This is a genomic window from Allokutzneria albata, assembly GCF_900103775.1.
GTDB classification, from domain to species: Bacteria; Actinomycetota; Actinomycetes; order Mycobacteriales; family Pseudonocardiaceae; genus Allokutzneria; species Allokutzneria albata.
In genome coordinates this window covers 5,912,170-5,933,380 of the sequence record NZ_LT629701.1, presented here as the reverse complement: position 1 = coordinate 5,933,380, position 21,211 = coordinate 5,912,170, and the positions used below count along the sequence as shown (strand labels likewise).

The following is a 21,211-nucleotide window of genomic DNA, read 5'->3' as shown; positions in this document are numbered from 1 at the left end:
TAACGACCAGTTCGGAGGCCGCGCCACCCGCACGAACCCAATGCCGTGTTCGGTGCGCTGGGCGCGCTGAACGGGTCGTTCGGGGCGCTTCGAGTACCCGAACGACCCGTTCAGCTCATAACGCGCAGCTGGGGTTAGCGGACCTCGACCTTCGGGACGTTGTGGCCGGAGACCTGGACGTGTGGGGGCTTGCCGCCCAGGTCGGACAGGCGGTAGTCGGCGGTGACCGTGGTCGACTCGCCCGGCCAGAGCGTCACGTAGTTGTCCGACCACGTCGTCGGGTGCACTTCCGGCCCGCCCGCACCCGCGCGCAGCGACACCCGCACGAAGAACGCGACCTTGTCACCGTTGTTGGTGATGGTGACCTTGGTGCTCCCGGCGGTCGTCTGGGCCGTCGCGGTCACCGAGCCCTGGGGCAGGTTGTTGAGCCCCTTCAGATCGGCGTACTCCGTCTGCGGCGTGTGGTACCAGGTCGAACCCGCGTAGTTCAGCTTGTCGGCCTTGGTGGACAGCCAGTAGACGTTGCGGTCCACGACCTTGCCCGACGCGTCCTTGAGCAGCAGCCGCACGAAGTACGTGCTGGACAGGCCGCCCGGCTGGGGCAGCGCGCCCGCGCGCACGGACGCGTTCGCCTTCGCCGTCACCGGCTGCGAGATGTCGGCCTTCTGCGTGCCGTCGAGGTTGAACACGGTGGCCTGCACGCTCAGCCCGGAGACATCGCGCAGTCCCGTGTTCACGACGGCGAGCGAGTTGTCGTCGTAGGAGTACTGGACGTGCAGCGGCCGCATCGCGGTCTTCGCACCGAAGTACGAGCCGCCCGTCGCCAGGTTGTGGTCGATCAGGTTCCAGTACAGCGTCGGCCACGCGCTGTTGAGCATCCAGTAGATGACGCCGGTCGACGGCTTGTCCGCGTCGGACCAGTTGCGGCCGAACGCCTCCAGCTGCGCGCGGTTGACCTCGTAGTTGGCCAGTTGTGCCTTGCGCACGAGGTCTTCGGTGCTCGTGGGCTTGCCGTAGCGGCCGTCGAGCGCGGTTCCCCAGAAGGACAGCTTGCTGAAGGTGTCCGACGGCGCGAGGTGGTAGTGCTTGGCGTTGTAGTCCCGCAACGCGTCGATCTCGTTGGGCGGCAGGAACTTCCGGAGGCTGTCCAGCTCGGGGATGGTCGGGCCGGGGCCGATCTCGGACGCGAAGCCGGACGCGCCGCCCTTCTGCTTGTTGTACCAGTAGTTCGGCGGGACCCACCAGTACGGGCCCTCCATCTTCATGCCGGGACTGCCCAGCTGCGGCGAGGCGAGCGCCTTGGCGGAGGAGATGACCGGCAGGTTCCACTCCGCCCGCCTGAGCGCGTCCAGGTAGATCTTCTCCTGCGCGGCGGGCGGCGCGAAGTCGCTACCGATCAGGAAGCCGATCATGCTGGGGTGGTTGCGGATGCGGCGCGCCTCGCTCTCCGCCGACTCACCGGCGACGCGGTTGTCCTCGGCGGTGAAGGTGTCGTAGGACTCCCACTTCGAGCAGCACTCCCAGCCGGTGAGCAGCATGATGCCCATCCGGTCGGCCATGTCGTAGAACTCGTCGTTCTCCGGCTTGCCCTCAAGGCGGATGGTGTTCATCCCCATCGCCTTGGTCAGCTTCAGCTGGTCCTCGATCTTGCGCAGGTCCGTGCGCAGGAACAGGTCCGACGCCCAGCCGCCACCGCGCACCAGGAACGGCTGTCCGTTGACGAAGAACTGCCGTCCGCCCTGCAGGAGCTTCGAGTCGATCTCGCGAATGCCGAAGGTGGTCTTCGCGGCGTCGGAGGGAGATCCGCCGACAGTGGCGGAGACCGAGGCCTCGTACAGGGGCTGCTCGCCCATTTGGAACGGCCACCACACGCGCGGTTTGTCCAGCTTCAGCGTGAAGGTCGCTGTCCTGGTCTCCTTGGCTCCCAAGGAGAGCTGCTGCCGGAAGGACTGGCCGTCCACAGTGCCGGAGACCTCGGCGCTCTGCGGCCTGTCGGTGTTGTTGCGCGCGTCGACCTTCACCGTGACGGTGGCGCTGGTGAGGCTCGGGAGCGGCAGGTCGCTGTCAACGCGGAGGTTGCGCAGGGCCACCGCGCCGGAGCCGGCCAGCGTGACATCGCGGAACATGCCCTGGTTGCGGTCGGGCGGGAACTGAGCCCAGTCGATGAAGTGGATCGTCAGGTCCCGCTTGGGGTCGACGGAGTCCGCCCGCAGCGCGATCGCGTTGTCGCCCTTGCGGATCAGGTTCGTCACGTCGAACTCGCGGATCGGATAGGCGCCGATGACCTTGTCGGTCCCCGCGAGCTTGGTGCCGTTGAGCCAGACCTCGCCGCGGGAGAGGATGCCGCCGTTGAGCTTGAGGAAGGTGTGCCCACCCGGAACCGGGTCGGCGGTGAACCCCTTGCGGTACCACCACGGCACCGCGAAGTCGGCGGAGTTGACCTGCTTCATGTTCGTCGAGTGGTTCAGGTCCGGGTACTTCCGGTTGGCGATGAGCCCGGCCATGACGGTGGAGCGGGCCGGGACCTTCAGCCAGTTCACGTCGTTGAACCCGGGACGGGAGATCGCGTCACCGCCGCCGGTCACCGATCGCGAGGTCTGCATCCGCCAGTCGGGGATCGTGCGCACCTCGCCTGCCTGGCCCGGTGCGGCCGTCGTGGTGTCTTCCTGGGCAACCGCGCTGGTCGCGGGCACCAGGGGGATGACCAGGCTCAGGCCGACCACGGCCGCGAGCCAGCGGGAACGTCGGGACATCGGGACTCCTGGCAACCATGGCGGCGGTGGACAGGGGCTTATCCGGTAACACCCTTGCCGGTTTCGGGGCGCTTTGACAAGACGTCTTACGAATGAGCCGCCTGCGGGAAAGCCCTTCCCAAAGTCGGCCGGGTTGGGGAAACTGCCGGTCGGACCAAACCGCCGCCCCGTGTTTGGGACCAGGAGACTCATGCTCTCTCGCAGGACGTTCCTCTCCGGTGGTTTGGCTGCGACGGTCGGCTACCACCTGCTCCCCGCCCCCGCGGCGGCTTCCCCCGCGGCGGCCGAGTCACCGCTCTGGCGCGAGTTCGTCCGGACGCCGTACACGCATCCGCAGATCCCCAACATCTCGTTCGCGGGCTATCGCTACGGCGCCGAACCGCCGCGCGGGGCCGTGCGCGCCAACGTGCTCAGCTACGGCGCGAAGCGCGACGGCTCCGCCGACTCCGCCCCCGCGATCAACCGGGCGATCGCCGACGTCGGTCAGCGCGGCGGTGGCGTGGTCAACCTGCCCGCGGGCACCTACCGCATCGACGACATCGTGCAGATCGGCTACGACAACGTGGTGCTGCGCGGTGCGGGCAGCGGCAAGACGATTCTCCACGGCACGCGCTCGCTCGAGCAGATCATCGGCATCAACCGCAGCCGCTACGGCTCGGAGAACTCCGCGTGGAGCTGGTCCGGCGGCATCGTCTGGGTGTGCCACCGCGACCGCTACCGGGACTTGACGGATGCCGTCAAGGCGAAGAAGTGGCCGATGGAGGGGTGGACCGGCAACGAGGGCGACAAGACCTCGATGATCACTACCGTCTCCGCGGCGGCGAAACGCGGGGACTTCGACCTGACCGTCGCCGACGGCAGCCGCCTCAGCCCGGGGCAGCGCGTCCTGCTCCAGATCGACGACGACGCCGACTACGGGCTGCTCAAGCACATGTGCGGCGACATCGCGGGAACCGCGAGCTACACCTGGTCCAACAAGGACAAGCTGCTGTCCTACCGCCCGTTCCAGTGGCCGGTGCGGATCGAATCGGTGCAGGACAACAGGGTTCGCCTCCAGCAGCCGCTTCCGCTCGACGCCCGACTTGCCTGGAAGCCGCGCCTGACCACGCTCACCCCGCCCGTCGTCGGCGCCGGGGTCGAGGGCCTGACCATCAGGTTCGTGAAGACGCAGCGCCCGGCGCACCTGCAGGACAAGGGGTACAACGGCCTGGTGTTCCAGTGCGCGTGGGACTGCTGGGCCGACGATGTGTCCGTTGTGGACAGTGACAACGGCTTCCTCTTCGTGGCTTCCAAGAACGTCACCCTGCGCAGGACGCGGGTTGACGGGCGCGGTCAACACCACTCGTACGCGTGCCGCGAGCAGGCGCACGACAACCTCGTCGAGGACTTCGGCATCGGCAAGTTCACCGAACCCGCACCGCCCGGCGCCGGTCACCACGGCATCAACGTGGAGGGACTGTCGTGCGGCAACGTGTGGTCGCGCGGGCGGATGGAGGCGGGCACCTTCGACACCCACCGCGGCCTGCCGTTCCACAACGTGCGCACCGAGGTGGAGATCTTCAACGACGGCAACCACGGCGGCAGCGCGAACGCGGGGCCCTTGTACGGAGCCAGGTTCACCCACTGGAACGTCAAGGTCACCAACGAGCGCGCGGGCTGCGTGAAGATCGACCACGTCGCCCCGTGCAGCGCCACGGTCGGCATCTCCACGGTCCGCGAGTTCGGCCAGGTCGACAAGCCCGACTTCACCGGCCCCCTCAACTCCCGCATCGACTCCTACGGAAGCCACACCCTCCCCACGAACCTCCACCGAGCCCAACGCGCACTCCGCCTTCGCCGGGGTTAGCGGCGGTTAGCCTTGGCGGATGTCGTTGAGGAAGGCTGTCGATCCGCACGAGCTGCGTGACGCGGTCGCGGCCGTCGTGCCCTGGCTGGACGGCGGACCGCGGCCCGACCGCAAGACCCTCGCCGCCGCGGTGCGGCTGAGCCTGCGCACGTTGGAGCTCGCCGCACCCGGCCACAGCGTCGAGGTCCGCGTGCCGCCGTTCGCCGCCGTGCAGTGCGTCGCCGGGCCACGGCACACCCGCGGCACGCCGCCGAACGTCGTCGAGACCGATCCGCTGACCTGGCTCGGGCTCGTCCTGGGCCGTGTTGCGTGGGCCGACGCCCTGGAGGACGGGCGCATCGACGCTTCCGGGACCCGAGCCGACGTTTCGCAGTGGTTGCCGCTCGTCTCACTGAAACACTGATGCGCAAACCGTTGTCCTCTCGGCGCCGCTCGGCGAGAGTGGGCGGGTGACGGAACAGGAGAGCGTGCGAAGCGAACAGGGCGAGCGGCCGTCGTTCCGGCGGCTCGCCGTCGCCTGCGGTGTCGGAACCTCCTTGGAGTACTACGACTTCTTCGTCTACGGCACAGCGTCGGCGCTGGTGTTCGGCACCCTGTTCTTCCGGGCGCAGGACCCGCTCGTCGCGACGATCCTGGCGTTCTCCACCTTCGCCGTCGGCTTCCTCGTGCGCCCGCTCGGCGCCATCGTGTTCGGCCACTTCGGCGACCGCCTCGGGCGACGGCGGATGCTCGTGCTCAGCCTCGGCCTCATGGGCGTGACCACCGCGCTCATGGGCCTGTTGCCGACCTACGCGGCGATCGGCGTCGCGGCCCCGCTGATCCTGGTCCTGCTGCGCGTCGTGCACGGCTTCTCGGTGGGCGGTGAAGCGGGCGGCGCCGCGCTGATGGCCGTCGAGCACGCCCCGCCGGGCAAGCGCGGGCTCTACGGCAGCCTCGTCACGATCGGCTCCCCGATGGGCGCCTTCCTGGCCAACGGCTCCTTCGCGCTGGTGATGCTGCTGCCTCCGGAGGACGTGCTCTCCTGGGGGTGGCGGATCCCGTTCCTCGCGGGCGTGCTCGTCGTGCTCGTCGGCGTCTTCGCCCGCCGCAAGCTGCACGAGACCCCGGTGTTCCAGGACCTGACGGAGAAGAAGGCCACCGAGCGGTTGCCGCTGATGACCGTGCTGCGCAAGGAGGGCAAGCAGGTCCTGCTCACCGCGGGCGTGAACCTGGGCTTCAACGCCTTCGTCTTCATCCTGTTCGTCTTCCTGCTCACCTACGGCAAGGAAGCGCTGAAGCTGCCGAGCTGGGTCATGCTCGTCGCCACCCTGGTCGGCTGCGTGGTCTCGGTGGCCTGCATCGTCGGGTTCTGCGCGCTCACCGACCGCATCGGCAGGCGCCCGGTGATGCTGTCCGGGGCGATCTTCTGCGTGCTGTACCCGTTCCCGCTGTTCTGGATGGTGGACACGGGGAACCACGCGCTGATCATCCTCGCGGTGACCCTCGGCTTCGCCGGTTCCTCGGCGATCTTCGGCCCGATGCTGAGCTACTTCTCCGAGCTGTTCGGCGCCGCGCACCGCTACACCGGGGTCGGCATCGGCTACCAGCTCGGCGCGGTGCTCGGCGGCGGCTTCTCCCCGTTGATCGCCACCGCGCTGCTGAAGGCCGGGGGCGGGTCGATGGCGGTGGCCGCCTACGTCGGGGCGGCGTCGTTGATCAGCGTCGGCTGCCTGCTCGCCCTGCCGGAGACCGTGCGTCGCGCGTGACCGGAATGAGTTAAACCTCGATACACCCGAAATTGCCCACCCATTCGCGGAGTCGCCGACATTCGCGCGGGCACGCATGATGATCTGTATGTCCCGACGCTTGCTGATCGTGCTCGCCGCGCTTGTCCCGCTCTTCGGTCTCGCGACGCCCGCGTTCGCGGCGGCCGACGATCCCAAGGAGTTCTGCGCGGCGGAGTTCACCGACGAGGACCAGCAGAACGCGCGCTTCACCGGCAAGGTGTGCCTGCTGCTCACCACCGCGAAGCTCAAGGTGGCGGTGAAGGGCACGTGCAGCTGGAACTACAGCTTCTACTGGGGAAAACCGCTGAACTGCCGCACCGTGGACGGCAAGTACAAGATCACTTCACCGCTCGGGGCCGCGACGGAGGCGTCGCTGAACGGCCGGGAGAGCGGTATCGGCAAGGACCAGGTCGACGCGCTCGGTGAGGATTTTCCCTGCCTGGCGGGGAAGTACAAGCTCGACGTCTCCTACAAAGCGGAGATGATGGGCCTTTCCTTCCAGTGGTCGCGGTCGGTGGCGAAACAGCATCAGGTGGAAATCGAAGCCCAGTGCTGAGGTGACTCCGGTGGAGTGGTCGTCCGGTGCCTCCGGCCACTCCACCGGTCTTTTCCGGTGAGCAGCCACGCGACTCCCGCGGCGAGCAGCCCGCCGACCGCGTTGTTGAGCATGTCCTGCGTCTCGCACGCGCCGAGCCCGGACAGCCCCTGGTAGAGCTCGATGCCCACGGCGAGGCCGATGCAGGCGAGGGCGACCGGCAGGAACCGCCGCACGGCGAGCACCCCGAAGAAGGCGAACGGCATCAGCATCACGAAGTTCAGCCGGGCCCACGAGCCGGTGAGCGAGAAGTCGTTGTGCCTGCACATGGCCCACGCCTCGCCGAGCGTGTCCGCGCTGTACCGGTTGCCGCTGCGCACCAGGGTCGCGGCGAGCACCCCGCCCAGCGAGGCCAGCGAGAGCGCGCTGGCGATCCTGCGCCAGCCCAGCAGCCAGCCGAGCGCGAACCCGACGGCACCGAGCACCAGGCAGCCGACGAGCGCGGCCAGAGCCACCTTGGGGTTGCCGAAGATGCGCTCGAACAGGTCGAGGTCGCGGTTCAGGTGCCGCATGCGCCACCCCCTTTCGTTAACTCGGACGTGTGATGCCGCCCGGCGTTGCCCACGGGCGGTTCGCAGGTCCGGGGTGGCGCGGTCCACAAAGACCGGGGGCCTCGATGGCTCGGAGCGGGGTCCGCGACACTTACACTTCAGGGGCAGTTCGATCCCGTCACGAGGGAGTTCTCGGTGCTCACCGACCCGACCCCATCGGATTCGGCCACACCCGACGCGCACCAGTACGACGATCCCGAGCGGGACATCCCGCGCGAGGAATGCGGTGTCTTCGGCGTCTGGGCCCCCGGTGAAGAGGTGGCGAAGCTCACCTTCTACGGCCTCTACGCACTCCAGCACCGCGGCCAGGAGGCGGCGGGCATCTCCGTCGGCGACGGCGCCAAGGTGGTCGTCTTCAAGGAGTTGGGCCTGGTCAGCCAGGTCTTCGACGAGCAGGTGCTGTCCTCGCTGCGCGGTCACGTCGCGGTCGGGCACACCCGCTACTCCACGACCGGCTCCACCACGTGGGAGAACGCCCAGCCCACGTTCCGCACCACCGCGACCGGCAGCGGCCTCGCGCTCGGCCACAACGGCAACCTGGTGAACACCGCCGAACTGCTCCTGCGGTGCAAGGAGCTGGGCGTCAAGGCCACCGCGGGCGCCAGCAGCGACTCCGACCTGATGTGCGGACTGCTCGCGGCCGCCGCCGCGGACACCGGCATCGAACAGGCCGCGCTCGAACTGCTGCCCACCCTGCGCGGCGCGTTCTCCCTGGTCTTCTCCGACGAGTCCACCCTGTACGCGGCCCGCGACCCGCAGGGCGTGCGCCCGCTGTGCCTCGGCCGCCTGGAGCGCGGCTGGGTGGTGGCCAGCGAGACCGCGGCGCTGGACATCGTCGGCGCGTCCTTCGTCCGCGAGGTCGAGCCGGGCGAGCTGCTGGCGATCGACGCCGACGGCCTGCGCTCGACCCGCTTCGCCAACCCCGAGCCCAAGGGCTGCATCTTCGAGTACGTCTACCTGGCCCGCCCGGACACCGCGATCTCCGGCCGCTCGGTGCACGCGACCCGGGTGGCGATCGGCCGCAAGCTGGCCGAGGAGCACCCGGTCGAGGCGGACCTGGTCATCCCGGTCCCGGAGTCCGGCACCCCGGCCGCGATCGGCTACGCGCAGGCCTCCGGCATCCCGTACGGCTCCGGCCTGGTGAAGAACGCCTACGTCGGGCGCACCTTCATCCAGCCCTCGCAGACCATCCGCCAGCTCGGCATCCGGCTCAAGCTCAACCCGCTGCGCGAGGTGATCCGCGGCAAGCGCCTGGTCGTCGTGGACGACTCGATCGTGCGCGGCAACACCCAGCGCGCGCTGGTCCGGATGCTGCGCGAGGCGGGTGCGGTCGAGGTGCACGTGCGGATCGCCTCGCCGCCGGTCAAGTGGCCCTGCTTCTACGGCATCGACTTCGCCTCGCCCGCGGAGCTGGTGGCCAACGGGCTGGACCTGGACGGCGTGCGGCGCTCGATCGGCTCCGACTCGCTCGGCTACGTCTCGCTGGAGGCGCTGGTTGCGGCGACCGAGCAGCCGAGGACGCGGCTGTGCTCCGCCTGCTTCGACGGCGAGTACCCGATCCCGCTGCCGGACGACATGAAGATCGGCAAACACCTGCTCGAAGGCATCGAGAAGGGCGTCGCCGGACCGGCGGCCCCGGTCTCCCCCAGCGGCTACGGTGCCCAGGACGCACTGCAGCGCCCCTGAACATCCACTTCGGACGGAGCTCGGAAGACGTGATCGCCCACACGGACAGCCAGAAGGCCACCTACGCCGCGGCCGGGGTGGACATCGAGGCAGGTGACGAGGCAGTCGAGCAGCTCAAGCCCTGGGCGGAGAAGGCGACCCGGCCCGAGGTGCTGGACGGCATCGGCGGCTTCGCCGGTCTGTTCAAGCTGAAGCTGGACCGCTGGAAGGAGCCGGTGCTGGCGTCCTCGACGGACGGCGTCGGCACCAAGCTCGCGGTGGCGCAGGCGATGGACATCCACGACACCGTCGGCATCGACCTGGTGGCGATGGTCGTGGACGACCTGGTGGTCTGCGGCGCCGAACCGTTGTTCCTGCAGGACTACATCGCGGTCGGCAAGGTGGTCCCGGAGCGGATCGCCCAGCTCGTCAAGGGCATCGCGGACGGCTGCGTGCAGGCAGGCTGCGCGCTGATGGGCGGGGAGACCGCCGAGCACCCCGGCCTGATGGCGCCCGACCACTACGACATGTCCGCGACCGGCGTCGGTGTCGTCGAGGCCGACGCGGTGCTCGGCCCGGACAAGGTCAAGCCCGGCGACGTGGTGATCGCGATGGGTGCCTCCGGCCTGCACTCCAACGGCTACTCGCTGGCCAGGCACGTGCTGCTGGAGATCGCCAGGATGCCGCTGACCGGGCACGTCGAGGAGCTGGGCCGCACGCTCGGCGAGGAGCTGCTCGAACCGACCCGGATCTACGCCAAGGACTGCCTCGCGCTGGCGGCTGAGACCGACGTCCGCACGTTCGCGCACGTCACCGGCGGTGGCCTGGCGGGCAACCTGGCCAGGGTCGTCCCGCAGGGCCTGGCCGCCGAGCTGGACCGCGGCACCTGGACCCCCGCGCCGCTCTACGCCCTGATCGCCCAGCGCGGCCGGGTGGAGCGCGAGGAGATGGAGCGCACCTTCAACATGGGCGTCGGCATGGTCGCGGTGGTCGCGGCCGAGGACACCGACCGCGCGCTCGCCGTGCTGACCGCGCGGCACGTCCCCGCCTGGGTCATCGGCGAGGTCGGCAAGACCACCGACTCCGACGCCCCCCGCGCACTCCTGCGCGGCGACCACCCCCGCTTCTGACCCGCCGTCGTTCATGGCCTGAATGAGTCATTCGGTGCGTTCAAGTACCTCAATGACTCATTCAGGCCGTAACGCCGGGGTGGTCAGGAGGGGCAGGTGGTCGGGTTCGGCGGCGCTCAAAACGGGGACCTGCTTGGCGGCCTCGCTGAGCCCGTTGTCCTCGGGGCCGCCCGCGCCCAGCACCGGTGGGATCTTCACCCCGGCCAGCGACGCACGCGGGTTGGCGACGGGCAGTTCCCACCCGGTGCACTGCGACGATCGCCAGATGCCCGCCATCGGGACGTCCGGTGACGCGGTCACGGCGCAGCTCCTTCTCGTGCTCGGCGTACCCGGGCAGGCCGTCCAGCCATTCGACCGCGGTGTCCGCGACCGAACCCGAAGGCTTGGATGTCGCCGACGGTGTAGCTCATCGTGGTGCCGGGAATCGGAGCCTGGTCGACCGTGCCGGCCGTGAACAGCGTGCGAACACGCCGCGTAGGACAGGGCGAGGCCGTTGAGCGCCTGGTCGCCGAGCGCGGCGCGGCACCGGTGCACGGCCTCCCGGTTGCTCGCGACCTGCTTGTCGGACTCCTCCTTGTTCCTGGGCGCACCGAAGGTGAGGGCGTACCGGTCTTAGCACTGCGTGGGCAGCAGCTTGGCGTACGAGGTGCCGCGCGGGTGGAAACCGACGGGAACGGAGATCACCGACCCCGTCCGGCTTACCCCAGTCCGCGGACTCGCCGCGACCACCGCCCGCACGATGCGAGACACAGTCGACTCCTGATCGAAAAGAGAGCGCTTTTACGCGGCCGAAGTTATTGAGTCAAGTTCGCTTCGTCGTATCCCGAAAGGCATATTCGGTGCCCCTAAAGGGTGACAATCACCGGTATGGAAAGTGGGGAATGCGCGGGCGGGCGAGCCGTGAGCGACGATGCGGCCTGTGACCGGCCTCGCTGTTGCGGGTCGTCGGCAACCAACGGGTGCGCCGCCCCGTAGTAGCAGGTGACTGGAGGGAGTGCCCAGTGGCCGCTGATCGCGACAGCGAGTTCGCCGAGTACATGGAGAGCCGGGCGAACGTCATGCGTCGCACGGCCTATCTGCTGTGCGGTGACTGGCACCGGGCCGAGGATCTTGTTCAGATCGCGCTGACCAAGATCTACGTTGCGTGGCCGAAGCTGAACCGCAACGGCTCGGTGGACGCGTACTCGCGGCAGGTGCTGGTGCGCAGCGCCATCGACGAGTCACGACGGGCGTTCCGCAGGCGGGAGACCCCCGTGGACGCGCTGCCCGACGTGCCGGCCGACTCCCGGCGGCTGGACGAGGCGATGGACGTGCGCAAGGCGCTGGCGGCGCTGCCGGCCGGACAGCGCGCGGCCGTCGTGCTGCGCTACTGGGAGGACCTCTCCGTCGAGGAGACCGCGCGCGCGATGCGGTGCACACAGGGAACGGTCAAGAGCCAGGCGGCGAAGGGACTCGCCGCGCTGCGCAAGCTGCTGTCCCACACCGAGGTCTTCGACAACCCTGCCGGCAAGACCGTTTTCGAGGAGCAGCGATGAACCGCGAGTTCCGCGACGAGGACATCCGCACCCTGCTGGGCGGAGCGCTCGATGCCGAGCCGCCGATGAGCATCGACCGCGGCGCGGTGATCAAGGCGGGCAAGCGGTCGCTGCGCAGGCGCAGGCTGGCCACGGGTCTCGGGGTCACCGCCGGAGTGGCCGCGATCGCTCTCGGCGCCACCGCGCTCGCCGGGCCGAACGCGCTGCTCGGCGGCCCCGACCTGGGACCGGCCGACTCGGGGCCGAAGATCAGTGGGACCGCCCCGGCCACCACCGTGACCAGCCGTCCGCCTGTCACCGAAACCACCCGGACCGCGCCGTACACCACCCAGGTCGCGCGGGTGCCGCTGAACCCCGAAGACCCGCAGGCGACGCGGTTGCGCGGCATCTACGAGTCGGTGTTCACCTCCACCAGGCCGCTGCCGCACTGGGCGGACCTGGTCCCGGCCAAGCCGAAGTTCGACGTGGTCGACGGTGGACTGCGGCTGATCGCCGAGCTGAAGGACTCCCTGGGCGTCGGTGAGTTCCGGATCGAGGTCGCCAAGCTCGCGGGGCCGGGCACCGAGCGACCCTGCGGCGCGTCGGCGTCCCCTGGCAAGCCCGCCGCCGTGAGCTGCGAGCCGCAGGACTTCGGTGAGATGCCCGGCTACGGGCGGGTGCGCGGGGTCTACAGCGTCGTCACGGACGGCCCCTTCGTCGCCCACGTCATGACCCTGACCCGGCCCGACGGCGTCGAGATCACCGCGACCAGCACCAACCAGCACGTGCACCGGATCAACGGTGTCACCCGCGGGGTGCCGACGCTGACCAAGGCGAACCTGCGCGACGTCGTGATGCGGCCCGAGTACCCGGCCTGGTGACTACGCGCGCCACCGGTAGCGGCGTTCCGGCCGCCCGGTGGTGCCGTAGCGCAGGCCCACCTCGGCGCGGCCGGAGCTGACGAAGTGTTCGAGGTAGCGCCGAGCGCTCACCCTGGACAGCTCCGTGGCCTCGGCGCACTCCGACGCGGACAGGTCTCCGGGGCACTCGCGCAGCACCCGCTCGACCAGCCCGGCGGTCTCCCGCGTGAGCCCCTTGGGCATCGTGGGGCCCGCTGCCGGCCGCCCGCCGAACATCTGGTCCACTGTGGACTGATCCATTGTGGACTGTTGCTGGCGCACAACGGAAAGGTGCTCCAGCTGGGCGCGCAGAGCGGCATAGGTGAACGGTTTGATCAGGTAGTGCAGCACTCCGCCGCGCATGGCCGAGCGGACCGTGTCCACGTCGCGCGCCGCGCTCACCACGATGACGTCGGTGTCCCCGCCGAGCGCGCGCACCTCGCGCAGCACCTCCAGCCCGTCCCGGTCCGGCAGGTAGATGTCCAGCAGCACCAGGTCCGGCCGCAGCGACTCGACCTTGCGCACGGCGTCCTCCCCGGTGTGCGCGACGCCGACCACCTCGAAGCCGGGGGTGCGGCCGACGTAGCCGCTGTGCACCTTGGCCACCATGAAGTCGTCGTCGACGACGAGCACCCTGATCACCGCGAACCTCCAGCAGCCGAGAGCCCCAGTCGCGCCGAGAAGACGGCACCGCCATCGTTGCGCACCGAGACCTCGCCGCCCCGCCGGACGCAGATCTGCCGGGTCAGCGCCAGGCCGATGCCCCGCTGGCGGTAGGTCTGGTCGCCGAGTTCGGCGACCTTCGTGGTGAACCCGTTCCGGAAGACCTCCTCGGCGATCTCCGGGGCGACGCCGGGCCCGGAATCGCGCACCCGCACCAGCACCTCCGCGTCGGTCTGCCGCAGGTCGACCTCCACCCAGCCGCCGCCGGTGCCGGGCAGCGCGTCCAGCGCGTTGTCGACCAGGTTGCCCACCACGGTCACCAGGTCCGCGGACAGCGCGTCGTCGAGTTCGCCGATCCCGCTGTCCTCGCTCAGCCGCAGCCCGACCCCGTGCTCGGCGGCCAGACTGGCCTTGGCGATCAGCAGCGCGGCGAGCGCCGGATCGGCCACCTTCGCCACGACCTCCGCCGACCACGCCTCGTGCGTCCGGCTCGCCCGCGTCACGTAGCGCACGACCTCGTCGTACTCGCCCAGCTCGATCAGCCCGGAGATCGTGTGCAGCTGGTTGGTGAACTCGTGGGCCTGCGCCCGGAGCGTGTCCGTGGTCTGCCGGTGCACGTCCAGTTCGTGGCGCAGCGCGGCCAGCTCGGTGCGGTCCCGCATGGTGATCACCGCGCCGATCGGCTGCCCGTGCACGGAGACCGGCATCCGGTTCATGGTGAGCACCCTGCCCCTGCGCAGCGCGATCTCGTCCTGCCCGGCCGTCCGTCCGGCGAGCACGTCGCGCAGCCGCTCGTTCAGCTCCAACGAGTCCACCGGCCGCCCCACGCAGTCCGCCGACAGGTTCAGCAGCCGCAGCGCCTGGTCGTTGACCAGGGTGATCCGGTTCTGCTGGTCGAGGCCGAGCACGCCCTCCCGCACCCCGCGCAGCATGGCCTCGCGGTGCTCGACCAGCCCGGTGATCTCCCTCGGTTCCAGGCCCAGGGTCTGCCGTTTGATCCACCAGGACACCACCAGCGAGCCGCCGAGCCCGATCACGGCGGCGATGCCCAGGTAGACCAGCAGGTCGCCGGGGGAGGAGGTGATCGTCTCCCAGGTGCTCGGCTGCGCCCGGCCGACCGCGACGAGGCCGAGCACGCGTCCGGCGTCGCTGATCACCGGGACGTGCGCGACCAGCGCGGCACCGACGACGCCGACCCAGGCCCGCCCGGCGAGCGCCGTTGAGCCCTCCGCGGACAGCTTTTCGCCGATCTGCGCGGGGTCCGGCGAGGTCAGCACGGTCCCCGCGGCATCGGTGATGATCACGAAGTCGGCCCCGGACAGCGCGCGGGCGCTCTCCGCGAACGGCGGCAGCAGCCAGGAGCGGCGCAGCTCGTCCGCCGCGCCCGAACGCACCCCGGCGGTCGCGGCGACGTCCTCGGCGACCGAGAGCAGCCTGCCGCCCTCGGTGTCGCGGAACGTGGCGTGCGACTGCGCGATGGTGACCGCGGCGACCGCCCCGAGCAGGGCGAGCACGATCAGCAGCTGCAGTCCGAACAGCTGCCGGGCGAGCGACCCACGCAAACGCACCGGGCCACGGTATCCCGTCCACTGTGGATCGGGCTGGATTCTTCTTGCCTGGGAACGGTTTCCTGCTTAGCGTTGACCACGCCTGTGGGGATGGGCGCTTTCGTGCGAATGCTGGCACCGCGCGGCACTGCCGCCATCTGCCTTTCGGCATATATTCCCAGGAACAGGTGTGAGATGGCGTCTGGTGAAAGCGCTACCGACATGCGGACTCCCGCTTTCCGGTTCTGGAGCCGGATGTCGCCGTGGACGCGCGATGTCGCGCTCGCGGTGCTGGCGGCCGGGATCACGATCGGTCTGCCCGCGCTCGACTACCTCGTCCTCGGCGTGAACGACCCGCCGAGCGGCATCGCGCAGCGGGGGTGGCCGTGGCTGCTGCTCGTGCTCGCCGCCTCCGCGCCGCTCGCCCTGAGCAGGCGGTTCCCGCTCTCCTCGATCATCGCCACCGCCCTGCTCACGCTGCTCTCGGTGATCATCGGGCACAACCTGTCGCCGTGGCCGGTGATGATCGCCGCCTACGTGGTCGCCTACCACTGCGAACGCCGCCGGCTCCCGGTGCTGGTCGTCGGCGCGCCGGTGTGGATGCTGACCGTCGTTGTCTTCACCAGCGGTGCCCCACGGCCCTCCGACGTGTTCTACGCCATCGGGTTCGCGCTGATGCCGATCTCTATCGGATACGCGCTGCGGGTGCAGCGCGACTACGCGATCCAGTTGCAGCGGGTGCACGTAGCGGAGCAGCAACGGGCGCGGGCGGAGGAACGGGCGCGGATCGCGCGGGACGTGCACGACGTCGCGGGGCACCACCTCAGCGCGATCCGGTTGCGGGCCATGGGAGGGCGCAGGGAGGCCGATGGGGCGGACGCGCTGCGCACGGTCGCGGAGCTGTCGGCCGAGGCGCTCAGCGAGATCCGCGGTCTCATCGAGGTGCTGCGCGATGACGAGCCGCGACTGAGCGAACTCCCCGCGTTGGCGACGCGGCTGAGCTGCCCCTCCTTGACGGTTACCGTCAAGGTCGACGAGCTGCCCGGCCTGCCGGACCGGCTGCAGGGCTGCGCGTACCGGATCGTCCAGGAGGCGCTGACCAACGTGATCCGGCACTCCGGGGCGAGCACCGCGGCGGTCCACGTCCGGATGGCCGGCGCGGATGTGGTGATCACCGTGGCGGACGACGGCGCCGGTGCCGATACGGTGCGGGAAGGGAACGGGCTGCGCGGCATGCGGGAACGCGCCGAGCAGCTCGGCGGCTCCGTGGTCGCGGGGCCGCGCGGTCCACGCGGGTGGCTGGTCAACGCCACCCTGCCGGTGAATCGAGGACTGGGATGATTCGCGTGCTGGTCGCCGACGACCAGGCCGCCGCCCGCACGGGGCTGCGGCTGCTGCTCGACGGCGAACCGGACATCGAGGTGGTCGGCGAGGCCGCGGACGGCCACGACGTGGTCGCGCTGACCGAGCGCCGCCGCCCCGACGTGGTCTTCACCGACCTGCGGATGCCGAGGATGGACGGGCTCACCGCGATCAGCCAGGTGTGTGCGCTCAGCCCCGCGCCCGCGGTGATCGCGCTGACCACGTTCGACACCGACGAGTACCTGTTCGGCGCCCTGCAGGCCGGGGCGGTCGGCTTCGTGCTCAAGGACAGTGAGCCCGCGTTGTTCGTCAACGCCGTCCGCGCCGCCCACCAGGGGCAGGGCCTGATCGATCCGCAGGTCACGCGGCGGGTGGTGCGCCGGTTCGCCCAGACGTCGCCGCGCCCGGCGACCGCCGAGCTGGCCGAGCTGACGCCGAGGGAGGTCGACGTGCTGCGCAGCCTCGCCCGCGGGCTGAGCAACGCCGAGATCGCCGAGGACCTGTTCATCAGCGCGGGCACGGTGAAGGTGCACATCGCCAGGGTGCTGGCCAAGCTCGGGGTGGCCACCAGGGTCCAGGCGGTGATCTACGCGCACCGGCACGGGCTCGTGACCTGGGACTGACGTGAACTGATTTCGTCTTCAATGTCCGCCGCTCGACCGATTGTCCGGTTTTCCGGGGGTAACTACTGTTCGCCAGACCCGGCGCGCGGAGGGACCCATGAGGAACCTGAAAACCGTGGTGCTCGTGGTGCTCGGGACGCTGGTCGCCGTGATGGTCGCGCTCCACCTCTCCGACCTGCCGCCGCGTGAGTCCTGGCGGGTGTCCAAGCTGCTGCAGCTCGGGCTCGCCCTCGTCGCGGTCGCCGGTTTCGCGATCACCGCCGTGCGCGCGTCCGGTGTCGACCGGTACTGGCGGGTGAGCATGGCGGTCGCCGCTGCGATCCGGCTGACCTTCTGCGTCTGGTACGTCTCCAACGACCTCAGCGGCGGCACCCTGAAGCCCGTCTTCACGCTCGCGCCTGCCCCCTTCGCCGCGAGCACCCTGTTCACCCTGGGCGCGGTGCTGGCCCTGATCCGTTACGGCGGTTCGCCGTCCTGCCACGTCACGCCGCGGGACTGGCGGGTGTTCTGGCTGGACGCGTTGATCATCACGAGCTCGGCGGTCATGCTCACCTGGGTCACCGTGCTGCAGCCCGCCTTCGACGCGAGCCGGCCCGTGGTCAGCCCGCTCATCCTGCTCACCAGGCCGATCGAGTTCATCGTGCTCGTGGTGATCCTGATCGCCCTCTCCTGCAAGCGGCAGGAGGCGCGGCGGACCGCGATGTTGTTGATGTGCTTGGGTTTCTTCGCCCAGGTCAGTGGTTCCTGGGCGGTCGGCTACCTGATCCCCAAGGGGGTCCCGCTCGAGACGACGCGCTTCCTGGCCGACATCGGCTTCGTGACGGCCGAGGCGCTGTACGCGATCACGCCCTGGATCGCGGTGCGCGGCGGGAACAGCTCCGCGCCGCGCCGGCCCGGTCTCGCCGACCACATGCTCTTCATCGCGCCGTACCTGCCGGTGCTCGTCACCCTGATGTTCATCGGCGTGGCCACCGCTGTCGGCGTCGGCATGAGTCCGGAGGAGATCTACATCGCGCTGGGGGTCGTCGCGGTGATCCTGCTCCGGCAGTTCATGACGATGGTCGACAACGAGCGCCTGCTCCGCCGCCTGTGGGACCACCAGCGAACACTCCGCCATCAGGCCTACCACGACCCGTTGACCGGGTTGGCGAACCGCGCGGCGTTCCGCGAGGAGCTGGATCGGTTGTTGGCCCATCCCGGCACCGAACCGGCGGTGCTGTTCGTCGACCTCGACGACTTCAAGCGCGTCAACGACCAGTACGGCCACGCCGTCGGAGACCGGGTGCTGTGCGGGATCGCGGCGCGGCTGCGCGAAGCGGTGCGGGAGCCCGACCTTGCCGCGCGGCTCGGCGGGGACGAGTTCGGGGTGCTGCTGGCCGAGCCGGGGCAGCGGTGCGACGAAGTCGGCGCGAAACTGCTCGCCGAGCTGTCCAAGCCCTACCGCGTCGACGGCGTCGAGCACACGGTGCGCGCCAGCATCGGGCTGGCCAGCGCCGCCGACGTGCGGCACGCCGAGGACCGCGCCGACCACCTGCTCCGCCTCGCCGACAGCGCGATGTACCTGGCGAAGAACCGCGGGAAGGGGAGTATGGCCGTCCACACCGCGACGTAGACGCGACCGAGGAGAGAGGATTCGTCAACCTGCCTTGACATGTCGGCCGGTCGGCTGATTGTTCGACCGGCGGGGTGATTACTACTGTTCCCACGACCCGACGCGCGGAGGGCTCGTGAAAAACCTGAAGACCTTCGCGCTCGTGCTGATCGCGTCGTTGATCGTGCTGATGGTCGCGCTGCGGCTGTCCGGTCTGCCCGCCGCGGTCGGCTGGCGGTTCGACAAGGTGCTGGAGATCTGCGCCAACCTCGCCGCCTTCGCCGGGTTCCTCGTCACCGCCCGCCGGGCGCCGGGGACCGACCGGCGCTGGCGGGTGCTGCTGGCTCTGGCCGCCGCGCTCCGGCTGGTGTTCTGCGTCGTCTACTTCTGGGTCGACCTGACCGGTGGCGACATGCGAGCCGCGCTCAACACCGCCCCGCCGATCTTCACCGTGAGCACCCTGCTCACGCTGGCCGCGGTGCTGGTGCTGGCCCGCCGCAAGGGTCCGACACCGCGCCGCTCCAGCTCGCGGGACCGGCTGCTGTTCTGGTTGGACGGTCTGATCGTCACCAGCTCCGCCGTCGTTCTCACCTGGGTCACCGCCGTGCACCCCGTCCTGCTGGACGACCAGCGCGTGCTGAACCCGCTGGTCCTGCTCAGCAGGCCGATCGAGTTCGTCGTGCTGCTGGTGATCCTGATGGCGCTCTCCCGCAAGCGGCAGGAGGAGCGCCAGATCGCGATGTTGTTGGTGTGCATGGGTTTCTTCGCGCAGATCTGCGGATCGTGGGGCGTGGGCTACCTGATCCCCAAGGGCGTTCCGTTCGACACGGCGCGCTTCATGGCCGACATCGCGTTCGTGTGCGCGGGGGTGCTCTACGCGCTCACCCCGTGGGTTCCCGTGCGCAGCCACGACAGCGGGCCGCGGCGCAAGGCCGGCCTGGCCGACCACATGCACTTCGTCGCGCCGTACCTGCCCGTGCTCGCGACGCTGATGTTCATCGGCCTGTCCACGGCGGTCGGCGGCGAGCTCAGCGCGGGGGAGACCTACGTGGAGCTGGGTGTCGTCGCGATCGTGCTGATCCGGCAGTTCGTGACGATGGTCGACAACGAGCGCCTGGTCCGCCGCCTCTGGGACCACCAGCGAAAGCTGCGCTACCAGGCTTATCACGACGCGCTGACCGGGCTGCCGAACCGGATCGCGTTCCGCGAGCAGCTCGAACAGCTGCTGGCCCATCCCGGCACCGGACCGGCGGTGCTCTTCGTCGACCTCGACGACTTCAAGCTGATCAACGACCGGTACGGCCACGCGGCGGGAGATCGGGTGCTGGCCGGGATCGCGGCACGGCTGCGCGCGGTGGTGCGCTCGCCGGACATGGTCGCCCGGCTCGGCGGGGACGAGTTCGGCGTGCTGCTGGTCGAGCCGGGGGAGCGGTGCCACGACATCGGTGAGCGGCTGCTGGACGAGCTGTCCAAGCCCTACCACGTCGACGGCGTCGAGCACCGGGTGCACGCGAGCATCGGGCTGGCCAGCGCCGCCGACGCGCGGGACGTCGAGGACGCGGCGGACCAGTTGCTCCGGCTCGCCGACAGCGCGATGTACCTGGCGAAGAACCGGGGGAAGGGCACGCTAGCCGTCCACATGGCGACGTAGCGGGATGGTCGCGTTCATGGCCGAGGTCATCCCGGCGAGACGGACGCGGTGGCCGCTCGGCGGCAGCGCGGTGAGCACCGTCCGCGCGTGCGCCGCGTACTGCTCGGCCATCCGGATCGCGGTCCCGCACGCGCCGCTGCGCCGGACGATCTCCACCAGCTCGGGTAAGCGGTCCGGGGTGGACCGGGTGGTGAGCAACCGTTCGATCCTCGCTCGGTCGCGGGGGCAGGCGCTGTCGTGGGCGATCAGCACCGGCAGGGAGAGCCTGCGCACCTGCACGTCGCCGCGGCCGTCCCGGGTCACCGCCTCGACGTTGCGCTCGTAGGTCCGGATGTCCTCGCGGATCTGGTAGGCGAGGCCGAGCGCGTCGCCGAACTCGGCGAGGGCGTTGGTCTGCTCCGGGCTCGCCCCGCTGAGCACCGCGCCGACCCGGCAGGCCGCCGCGAGCGGGGCCGCGGTCTTCAGCCTGGCCATCCTGAGGTAGCCGTCCAGTCCACTGTGGAGGGTCGAAGCCAGCTCCAGCTCGGTGCCCCGGCAGGAGTCGATCCCGGTGCTGGCCTGGATGCGCATCGCCTCGGTGACCCGCTCCGGCGGCACCCCGCGGTCGACGCACTCGCTGAGCGCGCGGAACCACTCGAACAGCAGCGCGTTGGCGGCGACGATGGCGTCCGCGGGCCCGCCGGAGCGGTGGATGATCTCCTCGTGCACCAGTCCGCCGACGTGCGAGCACTCGAAGCCGACCGCGGCGGGCAGGATGCGGACCGGGTCACCGCCGACGGCCATCGCCGATTCCAGCACCAGCATCGGCCGCAGCAGCCTGCCCGGCGGCTGCGTCGCGCCCTGGGGCCAGCGGCGCCCGCATTCCCGTACCACCATGTCGGCGAGGTCGGCATCGGGGCGAGGCACAGCGCCAACGTGGTGTGCCGCGGCTGCCGGGTCAATCCTCACCACGGCCCTTTCACCCGAAGCGGTGGGTGAGCTGTCCGGGTCCGTGAACACAACGACCACAACGATCGCTGCGCACGCAAGCGCGACGTCTCGGGCGGATGGCCGCA

General features: G+C 70.1%; 19 protein-coding genes. 12 read left to right on the top strand and 7 right to left on the bottom strand.

Features of this window, described 5'->3' with window-relative positions; translation table 11 throughout:
• Positions 1-134: 134 nt before the first annotated feature.
• Positions 135-2,753 (bottom strand): glycosyl hydrolase 2 galactose-binding domain-containing protein, encoded by a 2,619-nt coding sequence (locus BLT28_RS26890; protein ID WP_030427097.1) that lies wholly within the window; start codon positions 2,751-2,753, stop codon positions 135-137.
• A 190-nt stretch (positions 2,754-2,943) separates the two neighbouring features.
• On the opposite strand from BLT28_RS26890, the gene BLT28_RS26885 reads away from it, so the two are divergent.
• From BLT28_RS26885 to BLT28_RS26870, 4 genes are all read left to right on the top strand, one after another.
• On the top strand, positions 2,944-4,599 hold the full coding sequence (locus BLT28_RS26885) for a glycosyl hydrolase family 28-related protein (protein ID WP_030427098.1): 1,656 nt from the start codon (positions 2,944-2,946) through the stop codon (positions 4,597-4,599).
• A 19-nt stretch (positions 4,600-4,618) separates the two neighbouring features.
• The gene (locus tag BLT28_RS26880; RefSeq protein ID WP_030427099.1) at positions 4,619-5,002 is read left to right on the top strand and encodes a sterol carrier family protein; all 384 of its coding nucleotides are present in this window, start codon (positions 4,619-4,621) and stop codon (positions 5,000-5,002) included.
• Positions 5,003-5,048: 46 nt separating this feature from the next.
• Positions 5,049-6,344: an MFS transporter gene (locus tag BLT28_RS26875; RefSeq protein WP_043810200.1), complete on the top strand. Its 1,296-nt coding sequence runs from the start codon at positions 5,049-5,051 to the stop codon at positions 6,342-6,344.
• Between the two features lie 88 nt (positions 6,345-6,432).
• Positions 6,433-6,921 carry a hypothetical protein gene (locus tag BLT28_RS26870; RefSeq protein ID WP_030427101.1) on the top strand — a complete coding sequence of 163 codons (489 nt, stop codon included), beginning with the start codon at positions 6,433-6,435 and terminating at the stop codon, positions 6,919-6,921.
• On the opposite strand, the gene BLT28_RS26865 is transcribed toward BLT28_RS26870, so the two are convergent.
• Positions 6,894-7,472, bottom strand: a complete 579-nt coding sequence (locus tag BLT28_RS26865) for a VanZ family protein (protein ID WP_030427102.1) — start codon at positions 7,470-7,472, stop codon at positions 6,894-6,896. The two genes, BLT28_RS26870 and BLT28_RS26865, sit on opposite strands and share 28 nt — an antisense overlap.
• Before the next feature lie 174 nt (positions 7,473-7,646).
• On the opposite strand from BLT28_RS26865, the gene purF reads away from it, so the two are divergent.
• Positions 7,647-9,197 carry an amidophosphoribosyltransferase gene (gene purF, locus BLT28_RS26860; RefSeq protein ID WP_030427103.1) on the top strand — a complete coding sequence of 517 codons (1,551 nt, stop codon included), beginning with the start codon at positions 7,647-7,649 and terminating at the stop codon, positions 9,195-9,197.
• A gap of 29 nt (positions 9,198-9,226) precedes the next feature.
• A complete protein-coding gene (gene purM / locus BLT28_RS26855) occupies positions 9,227-10,306 on the top strand; it encodes a phosphoribosylformylglycinamidine cyclo-ligase (protein ID WP_030427104.1) in 1,080 nt (359 codons plus the stop codon).
• A 57-nt stretch (positions 10,307-10,363) separates the two neighbouring features.
• Here the strand turns inward: purM and BLT28_RS26850 are convergent, their stop codons facing one another.
• Both BLT28_RS26850 and BLT28_RS40475 read right to left on the bottom strand, forming a co-directional pair.
• Positions 10,364-10,606: a hypothetical protein gene (locus BLT28_RS26850; RefSeq protein ID WP_030427105.1), complete on the bottom strand. Its 243-nt coding sequence runs from the start codon at positions 10,604-10,606 to the stop codon at positions 10,364-10,366.
• A gap of 312 nt (positions 10,607-10,918) precedes the next feature.
• On the bottom strand, positions 10,919-11,056 hold the full coding sequence (locus BLT28_RS40475; protein WP_156050492.1) for a hypothetical protein: 138 nt from the start codon (positions 11,054-11,056) through the stop codon (positions 10,919-10,921).
• A 251-nt stretch (positions 11,057-11,307) separates the two neighbouring features.
• Between BLT28_RS40475 and BLT28_RS26845 the strand changes: the two genes are divergently transcribed.
• Positions 11,308-11,841 (top strand): SigE family RNA polymerase sigma factor, encoded by a 534-nt coding sequence (locus tag BLT28_RS26845; protein ID WP_269459605.1) that lies wholly within the window; start codon positions 11,308-11,310, stop codon positions 11,839-11,841.
• Positions 11,838-12,701 (top strand): hypothetical protein, encoded by an 864-nt coding sequence (locus BLT28_RS26840; RefSeq protein ID WP_030427107.1) that lies wholly within the window; start codon positions 11,838-11,840, stop codon positions 12,699-12,701. The genes BLT28_RS26845 and BLT28_RS26840 overlap by 4 nt, the downstream gene beginning before the upstream one ends.
• On the opposite strand, the gene BLT28_RS26835 is transcribed toward BLT28_RS26840, so the two are convergent.
• Together BLT28_RS26835 and BLT28_RS26830 are read right to left on the bottom strand one after the other, a co-directional pair.
• Complete coding sequence (locus BLT28_RS26835) at positions 12,702-13,361, bottom strand: response regulator (protein ID WP_030427108.1); 660 nt, start codon at positions 13,359-13,361, stop codon at positions 12,702-12,704.
• Positions 13,358-14,950, bottom strand: a complete 1,593-nt coding sequence (locus BLT28_RS26830) for a sensor histidine kinase (protein WP_030427109.1) — start codon at positions 14,948-14,950, stop codon at positions 13,358-13,360. The genes BLT28_RS26835 and BLT28_RS26830 overlap by 4 nt, the downstream gene beginning before the upstream one ends.
• A 201-nt stretch (positions 14,951-15,151) precedes the next feature.
• Here BLT28_RS26830 and BLT28_RS26825 point away from each other — a divergent pair, with 201 nt between their 5' ends.
• The 4 genes from BLT28_RS26825 (at position 15,152) to BLT28_RS26810 (ending at position 20,156) form a co-directional block, all read left to right on the top strand.
• Positions 15,152-16,270 carry a sensor histidine kinase gene (locus BLT28_RS26825; RefSeq protein ID WP_162184788.1) on the top strand — a complete coding sequence of 373 codons (1,119 nt, stop codon included), beginning with the start codon at positions 15,152-15,154 and terminating at the stop codon, positions 16,268-16,270.
• Positions 16,267-16,914 (top strand): response regulator, encoded by a 648-nt coding sequence (locus BLT28_RS26820; RefSeq protein WP_030427111.1) that lies wholly within the window; start codon positions 16,267-16,269, stop codon positions 16,912-16,914. Before BLT28_RS26825 ends, BLT28_RS26820 begins: the two co-directional genes overlap by 4 nt.
• Before the next feature lie 97 nt (positions 16,915-17,011).
• Positions 17,012-18,526: a GGDEF domain-containing protein gene (locus tag BLT28_RS26815; protein ID WP_052406844.1), complete on the top strand. Its 1,515-nt coding sequence runs from the start codon at positions 17,012-17,014 to the stop codon at positions 18,524-18,526.
• Between the two features lie 115 nt (positions 18,527-18,641).
• On the top strand, positions 18,642-20,156 hold the full coding sequence (locus BLT28_RS26810) for a GGDEF domain-containing protein (protein WP_030427113.1): 1,515 nt from the start codon (positions 18,642-18,644) through the stop codon (positions 20,154-20,156).
• Here the strand turns inward: BLT28_RS26810 and BLT28_RS26805 are convergent.
• A complete protein-coding gene (locus tag BLT28_RS26805; protein ID WP_052406845.1) occupies positions 20,133-21,062 on the bottom strand; it encodes a polyprenyl synthetase family protein in 930 nt (309 codons plus the stop codon). The two genes, BLT28_RS26810 and BLT28_RS26805, sit on opposite strands and share 24 nt — an antisense overlap.
• Between the last annotated feature and the right edge of the window lie 149 nt (positions 21,063-21,211).

What these genes read in the sequence shown, in the direction of transcription:
- BLT28_RS26890 (WP_030427097.1), bottom strand. Translation starts at nt 2,753, where the DNA reads ATGTCCCGACGTTCCCGCTGGCTCGCGGCCGTGGTCGGCCTGAGCCTG.
- BLT28_RS26885 (WP_030427098.1), top strand. Translation starts at nt 2,944, where the DNA reads ATGCTCTCTCGCAGGACGTTCCTCTCCGGTGGTTTGGCTGCGACGGTC.
- BLT28_RS26880 (WP_030427099.1), top strand. Translation starts at nt 4,619, where the DNA reads ATGTCGTTGAGGAAGGCTGTCGATCCGCACGAGCTGCGTGACGCGGTC.
- BLT28_RS26870 (WP_030427101.1), top strand. Translation starts at nt 6,433, where the DNA reads ATGTCCCGACGCTTGCTGATCGTGCTCGCCGCGCTTGTCCCGCTCTTC.
- BLT28_RS26865 (WP_030427102.1), bottom strand. Translation starts at nt 7,472, where the DNA reads ATGCGGCACCTGAACCGCGACCTCGACCTGTTCGAGCGCATCTTCGGC.
- BLT28_RS26840 (WP_030427107.1), top strand. Translation starts at nt 11,838, where the DNA reads ATGAACCGCGAGTTCCGCGACGAGGACATCCGCACCCTGCTGGGCGGA.
- BLT28_RS26825 (WP_162184788.1), top strand. Translation starts at nt 15,152, where the DNA reads ATGCGGACTCCCGCTTTCCGGTTCTGGAGCCGGATGTCGCCGTGGACG.
- BLT28_RS26820 (WP_030427111.1), top strand. Translation starts at nt 16,267, where the DNA reads ATGATTCGCGTGCTGGTCGCCGACGACCAGGCCGCCGCCCGCACGGGG.
- BLT28_RS26815 (WP_052406844.1), top strand. Translation starts at nt 17,012, where the DNA reads ATGAGGAACCTGAAAACCGTGGTGCTCGTGGTGCTCGGGACGCTGGTC.